This window comes from Clostridium sp. 16K-1-R1 (genome assembly GCF_023921145.1).
Taxonomy (GTDB): domain Bacteria; phylum Bacillota; class Clostridia; order Clostridiales; family Clostridiaceae; genus Sarcina; species Sarcina perfringens.
On sequence record NZ_CP046517.1, the window covers coordinates 36665 to 56724 of the forward strand.

At 23.1% G+C, this 20060-nt stretch carries 20 protein-coding genes; 7 read left to right on the forward strand and 13 right to left on the reverse strand.

Annotated elements, in window-relative coordinates:
* Positions 1-194 precede the first annotated feature (194 nt).
* A complete protein-coding gene (locus GOM42_RS15395; protein WP_003464376.1) occupies positions 195-518 on the forward strand; it encodes a PadR family transcriptional regulator in 324 nt (107 codons plus the stop codon).
* Positions 519-521: 3 nt separating this feature from the next.
* Complete coding sequence (locus GOM42_RS15400; RefSeq protein ID WP_003458857.1) at positions 522-1163, forward strand: hypothetical protein; 642 nt, start codon at positions 522-524, stop codon at positions 1161-1163.
* A gap of 10 nt (positions 1164-1173) precedes the next feature.
* Here the strand turns inward: GOM42_RS15400 and cpb2 are convergent, their stop codons facing one another.
* From cpb2 to GOM42_RS15440, 8 genes are all read right to left on the reverse strand, one after another.
* Positions 1174-1971 (reverse strand): beta-2 toxin CPB2, encoded by a 798-nt coding sequence (cpb2, locus tag GOM42_RS15405; RefSeq protein ID WP_015060579.1) that lies wholly within the window; start codon positions 1969-1971, stop codon positions 1174-1176.
* A 354-nt stretch (positions 1972-2325) separates the two neighbouring features.
* A complete protein-coding gene (locus GOM42_RS15410) occupies positions 2326-2454 on the reverse strand; it encodes a S26 family signal peptidase (RefSeq protein WP_015060578.1) in 129 nt (42 codons plus the stop codon).
* 145 nt (positions 2455-2599) lie between these two features.
* Positions 2600-3334, reverse strand: a complete 735-nt coding sequence (locus GOM42_RS15415) for a recombinase family protein (RefSeq protein WP_004456836.1) — start codon at positions 3332-3334, stop codon at positions 2600-2602.
* A gap of 283 nt (positions 3335-3617) precedes the next feature.
* Positions 3618-3881: a hypothetical protein gene (locus tag GOM42_RS15420; RefSeq protein WP_003463900.1), complete on the reverse strand. Its 264-nt coding sequence runs from the start codon at positions 3879-3881 to the stop codon at positions 3618-3620.
* A gap of 21 nt (positions 3882-3902) precedes the next feature.
* Positions 3903-5015 carry a radical SAM protein gene (locus tag GOM42_RS15425; RefSeq protein WP_057232791.1) on the reverse strand — a complete coding sequence of 371 codons (1113 nt, stop codon included), beginning with the start codon at positions 5013-5015 and terminating at the stop codon, positions 3903-3905.
* A 14-nt stretch (positions 5016-5029) separates the two neighbouring features.
* Positions 5030-6172 (reverse strand): radical SAM protein, encoded by a 1143-nt coding sequence (locus tag GOM42_RS15430; protein WP_158003147.1) that lies wholly within the window; start codon positions 6170-6172, stop codon positions 5030-5032.
* A gap of 4 nt (positions 6173-6176) precedes the next feature.
* Positions 6177-7424, reverse strand: coding sequence for an MFS transporter (locus tag GOM42_RS15435; RefSeq protein ID WP_057232787.1), 1248 nt, complete (start codon positions 7422-7424; stop codon positions 6177-6179).
* A gap of 506 nt (positions 7425-7930) precedes the next feature.
* Positions 7931-8836, reverse strand: a complete 906-nt coding sequence (locus GOM42_RS15440) for an Rpn family recombination-promoting nuclease/putative transposase (protein ID WP_110003786.1) — start codon at positions 8834-8836, stop codon at positions 7931-7933.
* 163 nt (positions 8837-8999) lie between these two features.
* Here GOM42_RS15440 and GOM42_RS15445 point away from each other — a divergent pair, with 163 nt between their 5' ends.
* Positions 9000-9164, forward strand: a complete 165-nt coding sequence (locus GOM42_RS15445; protein ID WP_340638027.1) for a DUF3502 domain-containing protein — start codon at positions 9000-9002, stop codon at positions 9162-9164.
* A gap of 669 nt (positions 9165-9833) precedes the next feature.
* Entirely contained in the window at positions 9834-10622 is a 789-nt protein-coding gene (locus GOM42_RS15450) for an SDR family oxidoreductase (RefSeq protein WP_078210031.1), read from the forward strand.
* Between the two features lie 345 nt (positions 10623-10967).
* On the opposite strand, the gene GOM42_RS15455 is transcribed toward GOM42_RS15450, so the two are convergent.
* From GOM42_RS15455 to GOM42_RS15475, 5 genes are all read right to left on the reverse strand, one after another.
* Positions 10968-11825, reverse strand: a complete 858-nt coding sequence (locus GOM42_RS15455) for an Rpn family recombination-promoting nuclease/putative transposase (protein ID WP_078210030.1) — start codon at positions 11823-11825, stop codon at positions 10968-10970.
* Between the two features lie 78 nt (positions 11826-11903).
* Positions 11904-12188 (reverse strand): hypothetical protein, encoded by a 285-nt coding sequence (locus tag GOM42_RS15460; protein ID WP_015141727.1) that lies wholly within the window; start codon positions 12186-12188, stop codon positions 11904-11906.
* Positions 12189-12398: 210 nt separating this feature from the next.
* Positions 12399-13193 (reverse strand): class C sortase, encoded by a 795-nt coding sequence (locus tag GOM42_RS15465; RefSeq protein WP_015141726.1) that lies wholly within the window; start codon positions 13191-13193, stop codon positions 12399-12401.
* Positions 13194-13334: 141 nt separating this feature from the next.
* Positions 13335-14894 (reverse strand): SpaH/EbpB family LPXTG-anchored major pilin, encoded by a 1560-nt coding sequence (locus tag GOM42_RS15470; protein WP_015141725.1) that lies wholly within the window; start codon positions 14892-14894, stop codon positions 13335-13337.
* Complete coding sequence (locus tag GOM42_RS15475) at positions 14894-17167, reverse strand: SpaA isopeptide-forming pilin-related protein (RefSeq protein ID WP_252597739.1); 2274 nt, start codon at positions 17165-17167, stop codon at positions 14894-14896. The genes GOM42_RS15470 and GOM42_RS15475 overlap by 1 nt, the downstream gene beginning before the upstream one ends.
* A gap of 415 nt (positions 17168-17582) precedes the next feature.
* Here GOM42_RS15475 and GOM42_RS15480 point away from each other — a divergent pair, with 415 nt between their 5' ends.
* The 3 genes from GOM42_RS15480 (at position 17583) to GOM42_RS15490 (ending at position 20049) form a co-directional block, all read left to right on the forward strand.
* Positions 17583-17894 carry a YbjQ family protein gene (locus GOM42_RS15480; protein WP_015060561.1) on the forward strand — a complete coding sequence of 104 codons (312 nt, stop codon included), beginning with the start codon at positions 17583-17585 and terminating at the stop codon, positions 17892-17894.
* Between the two features lie 1174 nt (positions 17895-19068).
* Entirely contained in the window at positions 19069-19299 is a 231-nt protein-coding gene (locus GOM42_RS15485; RefSeq protein ID WP_015060560.1) for a hypothetical protein, read from the forward strand.
* Between the two features lie 240 nt (positions 19300-19539).
* Positions 19540-20049, forward strand: coding sequence for a hypothetical protein (locus tag GOM42_RS15490; protein ID WP_015060559.1), 510 nt, complete (start codon positions 19540-19542; stop codon positions 20047-20049).
* Positions 20050-20060 lie beyond the last annotated feature (11 nt).

Here is a 20060-nt window from a genome sequence, read left to right on the forward strand (position 1 = left end):
CACATTATAACTCAGAAATAAAAAAGTTAAAGCTTTTTGCTTTAACTTTTTTATATAAATTATAATACTTTAAGTATTTTCTGAAATTAATTAAAAAATATAATATATTTTTTAATTAATACCTTGTAAAGCAATGTATGTTTTCGTAAAATTAAATTATAGAACACTAAATTAACTTAAAGGGAGTTGATTTTTTGGATAGAGAGATATTAAAAGGTTCATTAGAAATAATTTTACTATCTTTATTAAAGAATAAAGATATGTATGGATATGAGATATCTAAAGAAATTAAAAACATAACTGATAATGTTTTAATATTAGGGGAAGGAACTTTATATCCAGCACTTAAAAGATTAAAAGAAAAAAATTTAATACAAGATTATTTCATTGAAACTAATAGTTCAAAGAAAAAAAGAAAATATTATAAAATTACTGAAGCTGGTTTAATTGAATTAAATTTAAAACTTAAAGACTTTTATCTTATATCTAATTTAATAGAAAATATTAAGGAGGAATAAAATATGACATTGAAAAGACTTTTAAATAAAAAATTAAGGAAATTAGATATTTCATCTAGAGAATTATCAGAATTAAAATTAGAGTTACTTGATACCGCAGAAGAAATGAAAAAGGATTTTTTAAATGAAGGTTTTTCTGAAAAAGAAGCTAATGAGAAAGTAATTAACACTCTTCAGATAGATGAACTTATAAATTCTACTAAAGAGTCTTATCTTAAAGCAAATCTAATAAATACTAGGATTTTATCATCTTTATTTCTAGGAATATATACTATATTTATTTTAATTTGTATTTCCAATACTACTAATGGTGGTGGCTATTTATCAAAAGGTGCATATTTACCTTTTAAATTTTTATATAATTTATTTAATAGTAATAAACCGTTATTAGATAATGTATTTGTATTAGATCAATTATTTATTCTATTATTATTTATACCTTTTGGTATTTTAATACCTATTGTTATAAATAAATATAATTCTCTAAAACCAAGTTTAATTATTTTTTTATTATTTAATGTTATTATTTCATTGTTACATTTTTATTCTTTTAATTTTGATTTAACAATTTTTAGAATAATATCATCCATTCTAGGTTTTTATATTATTAAAATATTAAAAATCAAAAGAAAAAATGAGGCGTAGCCTCATTTTTTTAATAACAATAACCCTCACCAAATACTTTAATCGATGCTGGAGTATAATTTTCTACTTTAATTCTATAATTTTTGAAAGTTTCTCCTGAACCTAGATATAATTTTATCTGTCTAGCATAATCCGGATTTTCACCATATACCCATTGAGAAGCTCTAATGTCATCCCCCCACATCCAATGGTCTACTACACTGTATTTTACCTTTAAGGATCTTGATCCAGAAGTTGCATATTGTCTAAAGTTTAATGTAATCGTATTAGAACTATATTGAAATTTACTAGAACGTGTAAAACTAACAGCGTCTCCAATATATTGACTTAATTCGTCATCCCATGTACAAACTTGAGTTCTGAAACTTGGTGTAGGAATACATTTACCTTCATTTACTATTGATATTCTATTCATATTACTTACCATTAATTTATTATCAATATATGATACTGTAAATTCCATATTGTATATAGCACCATTTAAAAACTCTGTTTTCACAGAAAAAATTTCACCATTATCAATTTTTCTTGAACCTGTTATTTCATATGATTTAAGTTTTTGGTTAGGATCATATTTAAATTCCATTAACATGTTTTTATATTCTTCTTTAGTAACAGTTCTACTATCTTTAGAAATATCTACTATCGTATCAATATCATAATTTTTAAAAGCTTCTAAATACTGTACCATTACAGATTGGTATTTATTCACTTCATTTGCTTTAACTGTATTAGGTAACTGTATTCCTAAACATAATAAGCAAGAAAATAAAAGCATCATTGTACTTTTTACTATTAATTTTTTCATTTGGTTTCCCCCCTGAATTTTTTTTACAATTCTATTTTATCAAATTTTTAACATTTTTTAAATAAAGATACTTTTTAAGAATTATTATCTAGAATTATGTTAATTTATCAAAAGGAAGATTATAATATTAGAAAGATTGATTTTTAGATTAATTAAATTAATAATAAATTTAATTTTAAGTAGGTGATTATTTGAAACTATTTCTTAGATATTTGATATATTCAATAATAATTTGGGTTATAGGATTTATTATGTTAATAATGATTCCTAAATTTTTATGGATTCCTTTACTTATAATATTAGTTATTATAAGTAATATTAATTGGGTTTTATATTCTGCAAGAAAAAATAAGGTTAATAAAAAATATTAACCTTATTTTTTCTTGCAGAATTAAAGACTAAAATATCTCCTTTCTTTATATTTGAAGTATTATAAACTTTCGTAACAAATAGTTGATTTCCAACTTTTAATGTTGGGGACATTAATTGGCTAGGAACTACTATTTTGTATAAAATAATTTATTGATAATTACAGCAAGTAAAATTGCTAAAATTATTGGAATTAACCAATTACTAAATAAGTTTCTAAGCTTTTTATTTGAAAACATATAAAATTACCTTAATTTTCTTATTTTTCAATTTCATATTTTTTTATTAAGTTATAAAAAGAATTTTTCTTTAAATTCATTAGTTCCATAGCTTTTACACCAGTGATTTTTTTAGCTTTCCATTTGTCATATACTTCTTTAAAATTACCTGGATATTCTACTCTTGGCCTACCTAAATGTTTTCCCTTAGCCTTTGCATTAGCAATACCTTCTGCTTGTCTTTGCTTAATCTTTACTCTTTCTTTTTCAGCCATATAGCTTAATAATTCAAATACTATATTTGATATTAAGGTTTTTTCTAAATTACTTTTACCTTCAGTATTTAGTATAGGTGTATCAATAACAACTATATTTATCTCTTTTGCCTGCAGATCATTCCATTCTTCTTTAATTTGTGCCATATTTCTACCTAGTCTATCTAGCTCTTTTATAACTAAAACATCACCACTTCTTAATAGCTGCTCTTTAAGTGTTTTATATCCTTCTCTATTAAAGTCTTTTCCACTTTGCTTATCAGTTATTATGTCTCTTTCATTTACACCATACTCCTTTAAGGCTTCTATTTGTCTATCTAAATTTTGCTCTTTAGAGCTTACCCTTGCATAGCCATAGAGTTTACTACTTTCTATATTAATTACCCGTAAATCTTTATCCTTACCTGTTTCAATATAACTTTCCATAAGAACTTTACTGCTAAAGGTTTGAGTAAATTTTTGATCTGAGTCACCATATACATAAGTCAACTTATAACGCATTTTTATCACTCCATATTTAAATTATTACTTTAAGTATAGAAAAAACGTTTATTAAAATCAATAGATTTTAATAAACGTTTAAAAATAAAATTATATACATTTAAAAACGAAAAATAAATAAATTAAATAAAGTTTATAAAGGTGAACTTTTATAAACTATCAAAAATATGGATATTTCCATTTAGTTTACCTATGTATACTTAAAAGTAATTATATTCATTAAAGTTATTAGGTAATATTAAAGGATATATTATATTTAGCATCTTTTATTAAGTAATTATAATTATTCTAAAACTTCATATTTTTTTAAATATTCAATACCTTGATTTAGTAAACCTTCTATTTCATTTTTTGAATAATCTTTAAAAACTTCAGAAATTATAGCTATAATTTCTGAATAAGATTTATTTTTATCTATATTACTTATTATTAAATATGAAAAATAATTAGATTTAATTATTTTTTGTTTAATAATATCAAAAATATAAAGAGTTCCATTATTTATTTCACTTTCAAACCTATAATATATATTTTTTGAAACAACCATAAATCACCTCAAATAAAAATTTTAATTATGTTCGCAACGTGGATCAAATTCAATATCACTTAATTGTGCTGCAGCTAAACACCCACTTTTACATTTTTGGTAACTATCACAATTAATACATTTGGAGTTATCTGACCAAAAATTTTTTCTTAATAACGTCCATCTATTATTTGTCCAAATTTCTTTTAAACTTGAATTTTTTAAATTTCCCATGTTAAATTTGTTATCATACATATATGGACATGGGTAAATTGTTCCATCATGATTAATCTCCAATGCCGTTTTGCCAGCAGGACATACAAATTCACTTTCTTTAACTAAATTTTTAAGAATAGGATTTCCCCAAGGAACAGCTATAGGATCTTGTATTATTTTAACTTTTCCTTCACTAGAAAAGTATTTTTCAAGTATAGCATCAAATTTTTTTAAGATAGCCATATCACTAGGTAAATAGACCACCTTAACTTTTTTACAGTCTAATAATGGAGAAAATGATATAGTTTCTACATCTAATTTAATGGCTAAATCATAAATTCTTTCTAAAAAATTTAAATTTTTATTTGTTACAACAGTATTAATTCTAACTTTTATATTATTATTTATTAAATTTTTTATTCCTCTAATAACATCATCAAATTTATCACAATTTCGAGTTGATTTAAAAGTTTCTTTATTATATCCATCTAAACTAACTTGTACATAATCATTTTTATCTAAAATATTAGATAGTTTCTTGGCAAGATCATTAGTAATTAATGATGCATTAGAATGTATAGAAAATATTTTGCAATATGGCTTTAATTTTTGAATAATATTAAAAATATTTTTATTTAAAAAAGGTTCGCCTCCTGTAAGATATATCTTATACGGATGATTTTCTTTTAAAAAATTATTTATTATATTATCAACTAAATTTGATGAAATTTCATTAAAATTAGAATTATTACTAAAACAATGCTTACATGAAAAATTACACTTATCAGTAATTTTTATCCCTATTAATATAGGATAATCGAGTTTTTCTATATTATTTTTTTTCATTTCATTAAAAATATATGACTCAAAATCAATTTCCTTTTTTCTACTTAATAAATTAAAACCTTTATAATATTTTTCTAAATTCTCAATATTCATAATGTTTCCCCTTTTTATTGTTGATTAAAAGTACACTTAGGATCAGCCATATTAAAACTTTTATATTCTTTATAAGTTCTACCAGAATCTCCCCCCTTGCAAATTAATGCATTACTACAATGAGAGCATTTAACATTACTAAGATTTCTTTCTAAAAGTTTAGTGCTTAAATTTTCTAATTTTAAATATATATCATTTAAAGAATTAGAATATATATTTCCTATGAAAAAATCGTCTAATTCTAATGTTACATCAGGATATATATCCCCATTAGAATTAATAAACCAATTTAAAAAAATATTTTTATCTTTAATTTTAAGTTCTTTTTTTTCTACCTTAGTTGCAGTAAGTGAAAAAAATTCAACTGGGATAAATAATTTTAAATCAGTTATAAATTCTGAAGCGTTTATAATACATAAATTAATTTCTTCTAAATATTCTTTGAAATTTACTTTATCATATAGAGATTTACCTTTGTTAAGGTCATATACGTGACTTATACTAAAAGTATCTACATTCAAAATATTACAAAGTTTAAATGTATTGAATATCTCAGATTGATTTAAATTTGTAGCAGTAAAATTTACTCTTACTGTAAAACCAAATTTTTTTAATAATTTTATTGAGTTTATTACTTTTTCAAAACAATCTTTTTTTCTTTGCATTAAATAATACTCTTTATTTGAACCATCTAAACTTATTTGAATAGTATCTACATTCTTATCTAATATTTTATTTAACTTTTTACATATGTCCTCATTAATTAAAGAGCCATTTGTAAATATTTCTAAACACATTCTTTTTTCTTTAGCATAAGAGAAAATTTCTTCCCAATCATTTCTAATAAATGGCTCACCACCACTTAATGTTAAATGTAATATTTGAATTTCACTAAGCTTATCTAATGCTTTTTTTATATTATCTAAAGAATATTCTTTACCTTTAAGATCAGCCCAGCAATGTTCACATTTCATATTGCATATAGGTGTTATTTTAAAACCTACCCATAAAGGTCTTATTTTATTTTCAGGAACTTTATTTAATATTTTTGCTTTATAAGTATCAATAAAAATTTTTTCTATACTTCTATCTTTAAATTTATGTTTATTTTCTATATAACTAAATATATTGTTTTGAATATCTTCACAAATTTTCATAATCTTAACCATTCTCCTTTATTTCATTTAATTTAAAATAACTTATTATTAAAGTTATAAACATTAATAAAGTAGAAATTTGAATTATATAATTAAAGTTAATATCCCATATATATCCGGAAATTTGTCTAGATATACTTCCTATAATTAATGTTAAAGAGCTTATGATACCAAAATATTTATCAGCAACATTGTTTTCAAATATTGAAAAAAAATAAACTTGAGAAATATTATCTAGTGCAACTGTTAAGCTATAAATAAACATTCCTAATAAAAATAAACCTTTATTATTTAATCCCAAACATATATAACTAACAAACAACATAAAAATGTATAAAAGATAAACTTTTTTCTTGTTATTTTTATCAATTATTTTTCCACCTAATATTGATAGTAAAGCTGATATTATTAATGAAGTAGACATTGTATTGTATATATTTTGTTCACTTATATTATATTCTTTAGCTATTAAAGGAATATATGTTAATCCAGTAGTTGCAATTGTCAATAATGAACAAACAATACAATAATAAATAAAATTTTTGTCATTTTTTATAAAACTTAAGTTCTTTTTTAACTTTTCTTTAATATTTAAATTTTGTTTACTTGAGTTATTTTCATTTAAAGATTTAGATTTTTCTTTATAGAAATTTAAATTTTCAAAATCTCTTTTTATTATAAAAATTAAAATAATTATAAAGATTAATAATATTAGATTAAATAAAAAAATATTTTGATAGTCACTAAATTTTTTTATTATACCAGTTATAAATAATCCTATTGCAGATCCTGAAAAAAGAAAAATATCTCTTATTCCAAAAGATATTCCATAATTATCTTTTGGAGAAATACTTGCTAAAATTGGATTTACAATTACATTTAATACACTTACTGAGCTTAAAAAAACAATAAATCCTAAAAATGTTAATATAAAATTTTCTACCAACATAAGTATTATCAATGTTAGTAGGTTAATTAACATTACAAAATTTAATATTTTAAACTTATTACTTATTTCTAAGTGACTTATAGGTATTGCTATAAGTCCCCTAATTATCAATGTTATTGCCATTATGGTTCCATAATAAGAAACACCAACATTTAAATTAGTTATATATAATGGTATTGTAACAGTCATACTATCATAACTCATAAAAAATAATAGAAATAGTATATTTATTTTAATAATTAAAGATATATTATAATTCTCATGCTTAAAAAATTTTATATATTTTTCAATATATTTATTCATAAAACTTCTCCTAATATAAAATAATAAGCTCATAATATGAGCTTATTATTTTTAAGTTAAAATTAATGACCATGTGATTTAGAAACAGTCACCATACATTCTTCTAATTCTTCATTTTCAACTTCTTCAAAAAAGATTTCAATACCTTTCATTTTAACACCCCATTTTATTACTTTTTTTCTATAAATATATATATTTATGAAGCTATTTTACAATATTTTAACTATTTGTTAAATATTTAAAAATAATTTAATAATATAAATAATGTAATATTAAAATTATTTCATATTTTAGTAAAAATTGTGAATGGTTTAATTGGAGCTAATTATTTAAATATTTTAATTAAAATCAAAAAAGACTCTAAATTATAGAGTCTTTTTTAGTTATAACAAAAATATTATTAATTATTTATTTTTTTCTCAAGCTTTTTATTCATATAGAAGTATCCCATTAATCCACCTATAATAGCACATATTATAATTATATTCATACTATTTCCTACTTTATTAAAAATCTTTTTTTATTTTTAATATTTCTTCTTCACTTAATCCAGTTATTTTTGAAATTAATGATATTTCTAATCCTTGGCTTAAGGATTCTCTTACAACTTCTAATTTACTTTCTAATTTTCCTTCTAATTTTCCTTCTAACTTTCCTTCTAGTCTACCTTCTCTTTTTCCTTTAGCTTCAGCATTTTCTAAGGCAGATATTCTATCATATATAGCCTTTTCTCTCATGTTATACTGTTCTCTTTCCTTACTATCCATACTAAGTCTATATAGTTCAGATTTTGCTAGTTTGATTTCTTCATTGCTTAGTTCTAATTGCCTTACAGTATTACTTTCTGGTTCAACTAAGAACTCTAACCATTTTTCTAGAGCATCCATTTTCTCAACATTTTCAACATACTCTTTATTACCTATTTCATTAAACTTAGGTAACTCAATGAAATGTATTTCTTGAAGATCTGTCAGCTCTTCATTTGAAGTTATTTCTTTTAGCCTATATGCATTATGATATTTATCATTTTTTAAGTATTTAAAATTTAAGATGTTTATACAAACAGTTCTTTCTAACTTACTATAGTTATCTCTATTTTGTATTTGTTCTGAATACATTTTACTCCAATAATATAAGGTCCTTTGTATCATGTTATATTCATTCTTTACCTGGATTTCAATATTTATATGTTCCTTATTGCTAGTTGTAGCTTTTACATCTAATCTACTAAATTTATCTTCTATAAAGTCTTTATCTATATCGTTATTTTTGATTTCTACATCTTTTATGGGAGTTGTTGGTTTTATTACTGCATTTAAAAAGTTAATTAATATAGGTTTATTTTTCTCAGTACCAAAAATCTTTTTAAATACAAAATCTATTTGTGGATTTAATAACGTTCTATACACCATTTTACTTGACTCCTTTCAATAATTTTATATAAAACAGCTATATCCTAATTATAGTATAGTTTTATATAAAAACTATATTTAAAATCTGTTTTTTAGAAATAATTCAGCAAAAATTTCTCCTATATTAGGATTTAAATTTAATACTGAAAAGGTCTCAAATCAAATTTCTGCTGTAAATACTGTTTTACAAGAATTTGAAAAATATTTATACACAGGTTCTGTAGATCCTATACGTGGATTAGATGATTTAAATAAAAAATTAGAATCATCCGGAATAGGTGAAATAAAAAAAGATGCAAGCTCAATTAAATACTTGGAAAAAGAATAATCAAAAATAAATATAACAAAAAATCCTTTTGCTAAATTTTAAACAAAAGAAGTTTTCTCTTAAGCTTTAAATATTAAGTTTATATATCATCTAAACATTAAGTTTTTTATAATATTTAAAAATATAATCACCACTAAATATAAATTTAGAATTATACCTATTAAATATTGTTCTATAATTTTTCAAAATATCAACAAAGCTATATTGTTACCCATAGAATATTGGTAATTGAGTTTCATTTATTTCAGGATTAACATAATTTAAAAACCGCCTTTTCATTTTTTGACGAAATTCTAAGCTAACTATTTTTTTAAACTTAGAAAACGTTTACAAAAATTCTTTATTTTTTGTGTAAATGTTTTATAATAGTATTGTACTCAATTTATATCATAAAATTAAGGAAACAAAAAAACTTTAATCATAAAAAATAATTAGAGCTTTTTTGTTTTTTATTTAGTATATTATTCTAATAATCAATCTGGATTTGCTAATTGTATAAAAATTCAAATAAGTTTTTATTATATATGTGATTTGAAAATTATATATATTTTTTTACTTATATTGATTGTTTTGCAAAATAATCCCTTTTGTTTCCAGTAAAAAAGTAATATAATGCTTTTTACATACTTTTTACTATAAAGAAAAAACTAATTATTAGGAGGGTTTAAAATGAAAAGATTAGATGGAAAAATTGCAATTGTTACTGCGGCTTCAAGGGGAATAGGATTTTCTTGTGCTCAAACTTTAGCAATGAATGGAGCTTTAGTTTATATTGCTGGAATTGAAGAAGAAGGATCAATTGAAAAAATCTTAAAAGATGGAGGACAAGCTAAATTTATTTACTTCAATGCAAAAGAAAGAGATTCTTATTTTAAAATGATTGATACTGTTTATGAAAATGAAGGTAAAATAGATATTCTAGTAAACAATTATGGTTCGACTAATGTTAAATTAGATAGAAACTTAGTAGATGGAGACACAGATGCATTTTTTGATATATTAAAAACAAATATTGAAAGTGTATATTTAACTAGTAAAAGAGTAGTACCTTATATGATCAAAAATGGTGGTGGAAGTATTATAAATATATCTAGTGTTGGTTCTGTTATACCAGACTTATCAAGAATGGCTTATTGCGTATCAAAGTCAGCAATAAACTCATTAACACAAAATATAGCTCTTCAATATGCTAAGCAAAATATTAGGTGTAATGCAGTATTACCTGGGCTAATAGCAACTAAAGCTGCACTTAATAATATGAGTGATGAATTTAGGGAATCTTTTGTAAAACATGTACCGCTTAATCGTGTTGGAGATCCTCAGGATATAGCAAACACTGTATTATATTATGCAAGTGATGAATCAAACTACGTAACTGGTATGATTCATGAAGTTGCTGGAGGATTTGCTCTTGGAACTCCTCAATATGCTGAATATATGTATTTAATGGGTAAATAATTTAAAAAATTAACATAAGATACACTAGGATTAAATTATATAGATAAACTTATAAGTCCTAAAGATTATGATAATATTGATTAAGTAGAAAAGAACATAGTACTCAAGCTCTTCAAATTGATGCAAAAGTAATGAGAAGTAGTAGAGTTGAAAATAGTAATATAGGTAATGATTTTAAACTGATTAATTAATATGCTTTAGATTGGATATCAAAGGTTAAAGAATCTTTTATAGTTAAAAATTGGGGTGAGATTTTTTTAGTATATTAATACTTAAAATGATTAACTGACAAAAAAATAAAGATAGTTAATAATTTTAAATTATTAACTATCTTTTTTATTTTATTTAATAATCTTTTTTAACTTTTATAATTTCTTCTTTGGTTAATCCAGTTGATGAAATTATAATATTTATATCCACATCAGCAAGTAAAAGTTTTTTTGCTACCTCTAATGTCCCTTCAAGTTTTCCTTTAGCTTCAGCATTTTCTAAGGCAGATATTCTATCATATATAGCCTTTTCTCTCATGTTATACTGTTCTCTTTCCTTACTATCCATACTAAGCCTGTATAGTTCAGATTTTGCTAGTTTAATTTCTTCATTGCTTAGTTCAAGTTGTCTTACAGTATTACTTTCTGGTTCAACTAAGAACTCTAACCATTTTTCTAGAGCATCCATTTTTTCAACATTTTCAACATACTCTTTATTGCCAATTTCATTAAATTTAGGTAACTCAATGAAATGTATTTCTTGAAGGTCTGTAAGCTCTTCATTTGAAGTTATTTCTTTTAGCCTATATGCATTATGATATTTATCATTTTTTAAGTATTTAAAATTCAATATGTTTATACAAACAGTTCTTTCTAACTTACTGTAGTTATCTCTACTTTGTATTTGTTCTGAATACATCTTACTCCAGTAATATAAGGTCCTTTGTATCATGTTATATTCATTCTTTACTTGGATTTCAATATTTATATGTTCCTTATTGCTAGTTGTAGCTTTTACATCTAATCTACTAAATTTATCTTCTATAAAGTCTTTATCTATATCGTTATTTTTGATTTCTACATCTTTTATGGGAGTTGTTGGTTTTATTACTGCATTTAAAAAGTTAATTAATATAGGTTTATTTTTCTCAGTACCAAATATCTTTTTAAATACAAAATCTATTTGTGGATTTAATAACGTTCTATACACCATTTTACTTGACTCCTTTCAATAATTTTATATAAAACAGCTATATCCTAATTATAGTATAGTTTTATATAAAAACTATATTTAAAATCTGTTTTTTAGAAATAATTCAGCTTTCTTCAGAAAAGGTATATAGGTTACATAGTCTCTATTTTTATTAAAGCCCTTCCTTTCATGATAAGTTGTTATACAAGCTTTGAATATACTATGATCTGGGTAATATATTACAAGCTTATAGTCAAGGTCTAGATTTAAAGGCTTTCTAATTTTTAATATTTCGTCAGCGCTATTAATAGCACTAGTTCCACCTTTTCTATTCTCTAGACTATCAAAAACATGAATACTTCTATTTAGTTTATCTATGTACACTTCAAAATAATTATATCCATTAAGGTTATTTGGTAATGCTAAAAGGTATGTATTATCTTTAGCATTTTTTATTAAATAACTTTCAGGATTTATTTAATTTAAAGATTTATCAATTATAATAATATTATTATTTCGTTCATAATTTATGATTGTAATATATTAAAGAAATTTTTTATAAACCCAATAATAATTATAATTCAAAAAATAACATTAATTTTTTCTTTTTAATAATGCTGCAATTATAGTTATTAAGATACAAATTAAAGTTAATATTATCACTATAAAAATCAATTTTTTATTAAAGGATAGCTTATTATGATTGATTGAATTCTCTATTTTATTTAAATTGTCATCTTTGGGGAATACTCTTTCTCCTCTAACTAATAATCTTTTAGTATTAACTCCATAAGGATAGCATGTTAAAAGAGTAACATAATCTTTATTAGGATAAATTCGGATTTTACTTGTGTCATTTGGCTTTACTATGTTGATATCATCAACCTCATAAGTTAGTCGCATATCAAATATATTTATATAAAACAAATCTCCTTTCTTTAATTGATCAATATCAGTAAATAATTTTTGTGTTGTAAATCCTGTATGAGCTGACAATACTGAATGAGTATTTTCACCTCCAATTGGTATAGAAGTTCCTTCTATAACTCCAACTCCCTTTTTCAATATCTCCTGACTAGTTCCCTCATAAATCGGTAATTTAACATTTATTTTTGGAATATCAATATAGCCAAGCATATAACCACTTTCAAATTTATCCTTAGGGGTTATACCTTTAGCTATATCTATATTATAAATACGTGATTTTTCAACTAACTCATTTAATCTATCTTCTGATGTATTTTTAATACTATTTTTATATTCTGAAATAGTATTAACTGCATATTTATTATTTATATAATTAGATACACTAGGATAAAGTAAAACTCCAATAGCTATTAGTGTTATTACTATTAATAAAATTAAATATATTCTTTTAAAAATTTTCATATTAATTAATTTTAGGTAATTATTATACCTTATTATTCTCCTTTACAATTATGTCAAAAAACTTCTTTTATAAGTATTTAAACAAATAAAAGAAGTTTTTATATTTAATCAGGCATATTATTGAGTTTGTTAATTTGTTACTTAAACTCTTTTTTTCTTATCTAATACAACGTATCCTGAACCTAGAACAACAACTAAACCTAATAGACATAATCCTATTTTAGTAAAACCAGCTGTTCCAAGTCCACCAGTACCTGGAAGTGAAATTCCTGCATAGTTTTTAATTTGTACATTAAATAATACATTTCCATCATTCATAGTAATATCATTTACTATACTACCAGCTTCATTACCATTTGTTACAGCTATAGTAGCTTGACCAGTATAATCTCCATTACTATCTTTTTGAGCTGTTATAGTAACTTTTACTGGCTCTTTTAAAAGTGAATATCCCTTAGGTGCTTTTTCTTCTGTTATGAAGTAATCACCTTCCTCTAATCCAGTAAATGTAACTACTCCATTTGCATCTGTTACTCCATTACCCTTTAATAGAATTACACTTCCATTTTCATCATAAGTATATTTTCCAACTATAGTTCCCTTTGCATCTTTTACTGAAAACTCAGCTCCTGCTAAATCTTTTGTTATATCTTCAGAATCAACTTTTTTAACACCAAATCCCCACGTATATGATGTTACTTTATCATTTATTGTTTTATTACTATTTTCAACATCTGGATTGTTAGTATATTCTAAAGTAATATCATTAGGGTTTCCAGCATTAGCTTTTGTATCAACTAAAGCATTTTCATTTAAAGTTGCTTGGTACTCTAAAGTTAACCCTACTGTTGAATAAGCTTTTATATTATCATAAACAAAATCTATTTCTATACTAGTAGTTCCATCTGAATTTTTGTTAGATTTTACAGTATAATCTGTATTTTCTACAAATGTTTTATCTCCAGAAGTTACTTTTATTCCAGCATTACTATCATAAGTAAGTCCTTTACTCATAGTATCTTTAATTTTATATACTATATTAGTTGCATTTTTTTCATATGTTGGAATTGTTGATGTTACTTTATATTTTATAGTATCACCAATATTAGCACTTGAAGTATCAACTAACTTATTATCTTCTATTATCTTTTTCTCTATAGTTGGTGTAGTATCTTTAGGATTAAGTGTAACATTATAATCCCACTTATCATTTTCTACTTGTGGTACTGAAACCAACATAGCTGTTGATACAACTGCATTTCCAGTTGATTGCTCCGAAGTTTCTAATACTAAGTAGTATCCTAAATCAACACTTACTTTTTCACCTGATTGAATTTCTATTCCGTTTGAAATCTTATTATCTATAACATATTTATGTAATTGAGCAGCAAACTCTTTAATAGAATCTGCAGTAGTTAAATCTTTTATTTGATTTTCTGTATAGTTTCCATATTGAGAATTATTAAAAAATCCTTTGAAAACATCTGTTGCAGTATATTCATATGCATCACCATTTTGTGTTGCTTTTAAAACTTGATATGCATTAAAGACTGCTCCATCTTTAGTTATACTTATACTTCCAGTAGTAGGTGCATTTTCTCCAATACTCGGAGTACTTGCAGCAAAAACCGTAATTGAAAATGCTAGCATCATAATTAATGATGACATTGCGATTGAAAATTTTTTTAATACATTCTTCATTAATTAATTCTCCTTTTCTTGTTTATTAAAAAATTTATCATAAGAATAAAACTTATTCCTAGTACCATAATTGCTATATTTCTTTGAGTTATAAATCCATTACCACCTGTTTCAGGTAATACAATTCCTTTTTCATTTTCAACATTAATATTATATAAATTTAAACTTTCATCTTTATTTAAATCAATTTTTTCCCCATCTGAACCAATTTTATAGTAACTATTAATTTTATCTAAATGAATATAAATATCTTTGCCTAATTTATACCCACTTGGAGCTTTTATTTCTTTTAAAATATAGTCCCCATATCCTAATTTATTAATTGTAAAAGAACTATCAACTCCATTAGCCATTAAAGTGCTTTCCCCAATGATATTTACTTCATATTGATCAGAAGAACCTGTAGTAATAAATTTTAACGGGTTACTTGTATCATTTTGTGAATAAATTTCAAATTCTGATCCATTTAAAGGATTTTTAGTATTACTATCAATTTTAGAAATTTTTAAATTAGTTGCTGCTAAAATATTAGTCTTTTCAACTTTAACAGCTTCTTTTTGACCTACAACTATAGTAAATTTAACTGGTGTTGCATCAAGTTCATAGCCTTCTGGAGCTTTTGTTTCTACAAATTGATAATCTCCAGGAGCTAAATCATTTAATATTATTTGTCCATTTTCATCGGATATAAGATTGGTTCTTATATCATTACCTTGTTGATCTTGTAAGTTAAACACAGCTCCTTCAAGTAGATTTCCATTTTTAGAATCTTTTTTGGTTAAAACTACTCCACCTAAGCTTGCAGTATTAACTTTCTCAATATTAACTGTTTCCGTTTGACCAACAACTATAGTAAATTTAACTGGTGTTGTATCAAGTTCATAGCCATTTGGAGCTTTTGTTTCTACAAATTGATAATCTCCAGGAGCTAAATCATTTAATATTATTTGTCCATTTTCATCGGATATAAGATTGGTTCTTATATCATTACCTTGTTGATCTTGTAAGTTAAACACAGCTCCTTCAAGTAGATTTCCATTTTTAGAATCTTTTTTGGTTAAAACTACTCCACCTAAGCTTGCAGTATTAACTTTCTCAATATTAACTGTTTCCGTTTGACCAACAACTATAGTAAATTTAACTGGTGTTGTATCAAGTTCATAGCCATTTGGAGCTTTTGTTTCTACAAATTGATAATCTCCAGGAGCTAAATCATTTAATATTATTTGTCCATTTTCATCGGTTATAAGATTAGTTCTTATATTATTACCTTGTTGATCTTGTAAGTTAAACACAGCTCCTTCAAGTAGATTTCCATTTTTAGAATCTTTTTTGGTTAAAACTACTTTACCTATATCTTGACTTGGTACAAAATTTCCATCTATAGATATTTCATAAGGTTTTTCAGTAAATTTATCTTCCAACTCAGCTCTTATTAAGCTTTGATATGGCAGATCTGGGTTTGTATTAAGTCCACCTCTAGAATATTTGTAAAAATAAAATTTTACTTCTTGATAATTATAACTAATCTTTAATTTTAAACTTGAATCTGGTTTAGCAGAAGATTCTATATAAAACTCTTGACCAACCTTTATAGGTTTATCATTTAAGATTTGATTAGTATTCCAATCTTTTACTGCCATATTTTCTGGTAAATTTGTTATTGTAAATGAACCACTATTCCCTGTAGTAGATAACTTATCTGTTAAATATATTCCATTTCTTTGTATAAATTTAAAATTTCCTATAAGATTTAAATTTCCTTGTTCGAATTTTTTTATTTTTGATAATTCAAGTAATTTATCATAATATCCATACATACCATATTTGTCTCCAAACGGAGCATCATTTCCATTAGTTATATCCCATACAAGTTGTTGTGTAATATATCTAGCTTGATCTTCATTTAAGCCATATTGTTCCATTAAATTTGATGAATTTAATGGATACCCATATACTAAAAGAGCGGCAATTCTTTCTTTAATCTCTTTACCATATTTATCCATAAGCTCGTCATCTGTATTTAAATAACTTTCTTCTCTAGTATAATAAGTTTTATTAATAGAATCTTCATTAGGACTTCCGGGCGGCTTATAATCGTGATTATAGCAGTATACTGTTTTTTCACCATCATCATTTACAAAAAAAGCCGTTCCTTCTGAAGTATACTTACTATATGCAAAATATTCCTTTGTGATAGCAAATACATTTATTAGAGAAAAATTAAAAATAATTAAAATAATAAAACTTAATTTTTTTAAAAATCTCTTCATATAAACTCCTTTCTAATATAAAAATATTGTAATTATAAAATTTAGATTTATCATTATATTTATTTTACTTATAAAGAAAAAAGATGCAATATTAATTTATAAGTAAAATAATTTATTTTAATATTTTGTTAATAATGATTTTAAAATAAATATTATTATTTAATGAAAGTTTTAGTTTTACTTTAAATATTTTTTTATCAATTGTAATTTATTTCTATCAAAAAATAAATTTTACATTTTTTTTGAGTATTATTATATTGTTAATTTTTTTGATTTAAATAGTATAATAATCAAATTTAAAAGGAGTTAGTTTTTAAAAAAGTGTTAATATTATTTGAATAAACTATATACTGAGTTTATTGAATTAACATAGTAAATTTATTATTATTATTATTCAATAAAGGAGGTATTAAAAATGATTATATTAACAATTGATAATATACCAGGAAAAGAAATAAAAGAAGTTAAAGGTTTAGTAAAAGGAAGTACTATAAGATGTAAACATATCGGTAAAGATATTGGATCTTCTTTAAAAAATCTTGTAGGTGGAGAAATGGTAGGATATAATGAAATGCTAATAGAAGCTAGAAAAATAGCTATAGAACGAATGATTATTGATGCTGAACAATTAGGCGCGAATGCAATTATAGGAATGAGATTAATGTCATCATCAGTATCAACAGGAGCAGCAGAAATGGTAGCGTATGGAACAGCTGTACTTATTTAATAGAACATCAATTTTTCAATTGAAGTTTTATTAACAGTTAACAATTCTCTAATGTATATACTACAACAATTAAGTTTTAACTATATTATCATAAACTAAGTAGTAATAATTAACTTAATTACTTAGTTTATGATAAATTAAATATTATAGAAAATATTTTACAATAATAAGATTACTTGTGTTTCTTTGTTTTTATTTAGTTTACTATTTGTTTTTTTAACTTAAAATATAATCAGTTATTAATATTTTCGCTTTAAGCATTTTATAATCTTATCTATTTAAGTCTTTTTAAATTTTTCGGAACAATTATTATATTTTTCTTTTACTTACTCTACAATATTTTAAATCTTTGATTTGTTTATCTAAATTTTGCTCTTTAGAACTTACTATTACATATCAATATAATCTAATAATATCTATATTAATTATTAGTAAACTTCTTTTTACCAGTTTCAAAATAATTTTATATATTAAATTTATTTTGAAATATTTTAGAGAACTTTTTTCATGAATTTCAATATAAATAGTTTAATTAATAAAAAACTTTTATTAATTCATATCTAATTGTTACTTTAAATATATATTTACAAGCTAAAAAATAAATAATCAATAAAGTATTTAAAAAAGTTCAAATTTTAGGAAGATATGAAGAACATACCAAAACAAAATTTTGATATGTTCTTCATAATAAATTTTAATATGTATAATATTGTTTACGTGCTTCTTTTGACTTTTTGACATAAGCATAAGCTAAAGAAGCTGTAGCAACTATTGCTACTAAAACAGGTATTATTTTTATAAATTTCTTGTAAATATTTTATTAAAATAGTAAAATTTGAATTAATAAAAAAGACGCGTATAGTATGAAAAATAAATTTAGAAAATCAATATTAATCTTTAGTGTATTTATTTTATTTTTTATACCCTTGAAAAATAATGTGATTTTGCTACTGAAGTTAATAGCTCAAGTATAAAAGATTTATTAACTAAATTTTTTGAGTTACAAATAAGTAAGGATCCTATAGATTGTTCTAATTTAATTAATAATACTAAATTTACTGAGCTATATAATTTAAAATTTAATTATAAAGGTTTAGAAAGTAAATCTGAAGCAAAAAACAATTATACTTGTGAAATTCAAAATATAGATAATAATCTATATATAAATAAATTAATGAATAATTCTAACTATTTAGAAAAGGAAATAACATCTATAAAAGAGTTCCAAGTTCAAGAAGATGAATTAATAGCAAAATTAAAAACTCAAAAACAAGATAAAAGTTATAAAAATGGTATAATGTTAAAATTTTATGACGGATATAATGCTAGTGCTTCAGTTAGCTATGCTTATAAATATTATGAAAATTATAATCCTGGATTTGTTGAATATAGTTCAGGCTGTTAAAACTTTGTTGTACAATGTGTGTATACAGTTGGAGTTCCTACGACTGACTATTGGCATAATTATACTTCTAAATTATATTAACAGGAAGGGATCAAGTAGATGTTATAGCTCTATATACAACTCACACCAATAATAGATATGCTTTTAAATTAGCTGATGGATTGAAAGAAGGAAAATTTTCTGATTGGAGATATATTAAGTTCTGGTATTAATATTAATAAGAAATGGAAGTGAACTTGTATGAAAAAAAATTTATTAATTATAATAATTTTCTTAGCAATTATTTTTTCATGTTTTTATTTACTTTATAATAAAAATTTAAAAAATAATCCTAAAATTGAACAACCTATACACACACTTTTAAATAATTTTTTTGAAATTGATTATGGCAATGAACCTTTAAATTATTCAGATGTAATAAATAATAAAGAGCTTACTGAGCTACTAACCTTAACATTTAATCGTTTTAAAGATAATGTTACAAAAAATAAAGTATTTAAAATTAAAGTAAATAATATTGACGAAGTAGAAACAAATAATTATTTAGTTGAATTTGAAGTTTTTCAAGGAGAAAAAATTGATATATATACAAAATATATTGCCTTAATCCAAAAAGAGAATGAAAGATACTATATTAATAGATTAATTAATGATATTTTATTTCAGGATCAAAATTCAAAAAAATTCATATTAGATAATAAATTATATAATCAATATATTGAAAACTCTAAAAAAAAATTTCTAAAATAAAAAGATAGTAG

Excerpts from the sequence above, each read along its gene's own strand:
- GOM42_RS15400 (WP_003458857.1), top strand. The coding sequence starts at position 522 with ATGACATTGAAAAGACTTTTAAATAAAAAATTAAGGAAATTAGATATT.
- cpb2 (WP_015060579.1), bottom strand. The coding sequence starts at position 1,971 with ATGAAAAAATTAATAGTAAAAAGTACAATGATGCTTTTATTTTCTTGC.
- GOM42_RS15410 (WP_015060578.1), bottom strand. The coding sequence starts at position 2,454 with ATGTCCCCAACATTAAAAGTTGGAAATCAACTATTTGTTACGAAAGTT.
- GOM42_RS15415 (WP_004456836.1), bottom strand. The coding sequence starts at position 3,334 with ATGCGTTATAAGTTGACTTATGTATATGGTGACTCAGATCAAAAATTT.
- GOM42_RS15420 (WP_003463900.1), bottom strand. The coding sequence starts at position 3,881 with ATGGTTGTTTCAAAAAATATATATTATAGGTTTGAAAGTGAAATAAAT.
- GOM42_RS15425 (WP_057232791.1), bottom strand. The coding sequence starts at position 5,015 with ATGAATATTGAGAATTTAGAAAAATATTATAAAGGTTTTAATTTATTA.
- GOM42_RS15430 (WP_158003147.1), bottom strand. The coding sequence starts at position 6,172 with ATGAAAATTTGTGAAGATATTCAAAACAATATATTTAGTTATATAGAA.
- GOM42_RS15435 (WP_057232787.1), bottom strand. The coding sequence starts at position 7,424 with ATGAATAAATATATTGAAAAATATATAAAATTTTTTAAGCATGAGAAT.
- GOM42_RS15440 (WP_110003786.1), bottom strand. The coding sequence starts at position 8,836 with ATGGTGTATAGAACGTTATTAAATCCACAAATAGATTTTGTATTTAAA.
- GOM42_RS15450 (WP_078210031.1), top strand. The coding sequence starts at position 9,834 with ATGAAAAGATTAGATGGAAAAATTGCAATTGTTACTGCGGCTTCAAGG.
- GOM42_RS15455 (WP_078210030.1), bottom strand. The coding sequence starts at position 11,825 with ATGGTGTATAGAACGTTATTAAATCCACAAATAGATTTTGTATTTAAA.
- GOM42_RS15465 (WP_015141726.1), bottom strand. The coding sequence starts at position 13,193 with ATGAAAATTTTTAAAAGAATATATTTAATTTTATTAATAGTAATAACA.
- GOM42_RS15470 (WP_015141725.1), bottom strand. The coding sequence starts at position 14,894 with ATGAAGAATGTATTAAAAAAATTTTCAATCGCAATGTCATCATTAATT.
- GOM42_RS15475 (WP_252597739.1), bottom strand. The coding sequence starts at position 17,167 with ATGAAGAGATTTTTAAAAAAATTAAGTTTTATTATTTTAATTATTTTT.
- GOM42_RS15480 (WP_015060561.1), top strand. The coding sequence starts at position 17,583 with ATGATTATATTAACAATTGATAATATACCAGGAAAAGAAATAAAAGAA.
- GOM42_RS15485 (WP_015060560.1), top strand. The coding sequence starts at position 19,069 with ATGAATAATTCTAACTATTTAGAAAAGGAAATAACATCTATAAAAGAG.
- GOM42_RS15490 (WP_015060559.1), top strand. The coding sequence starts at position 19,540 with ATGAAAAAAAATTTATTAATTATAATAATTTTCTTAGCAATTATTTTT.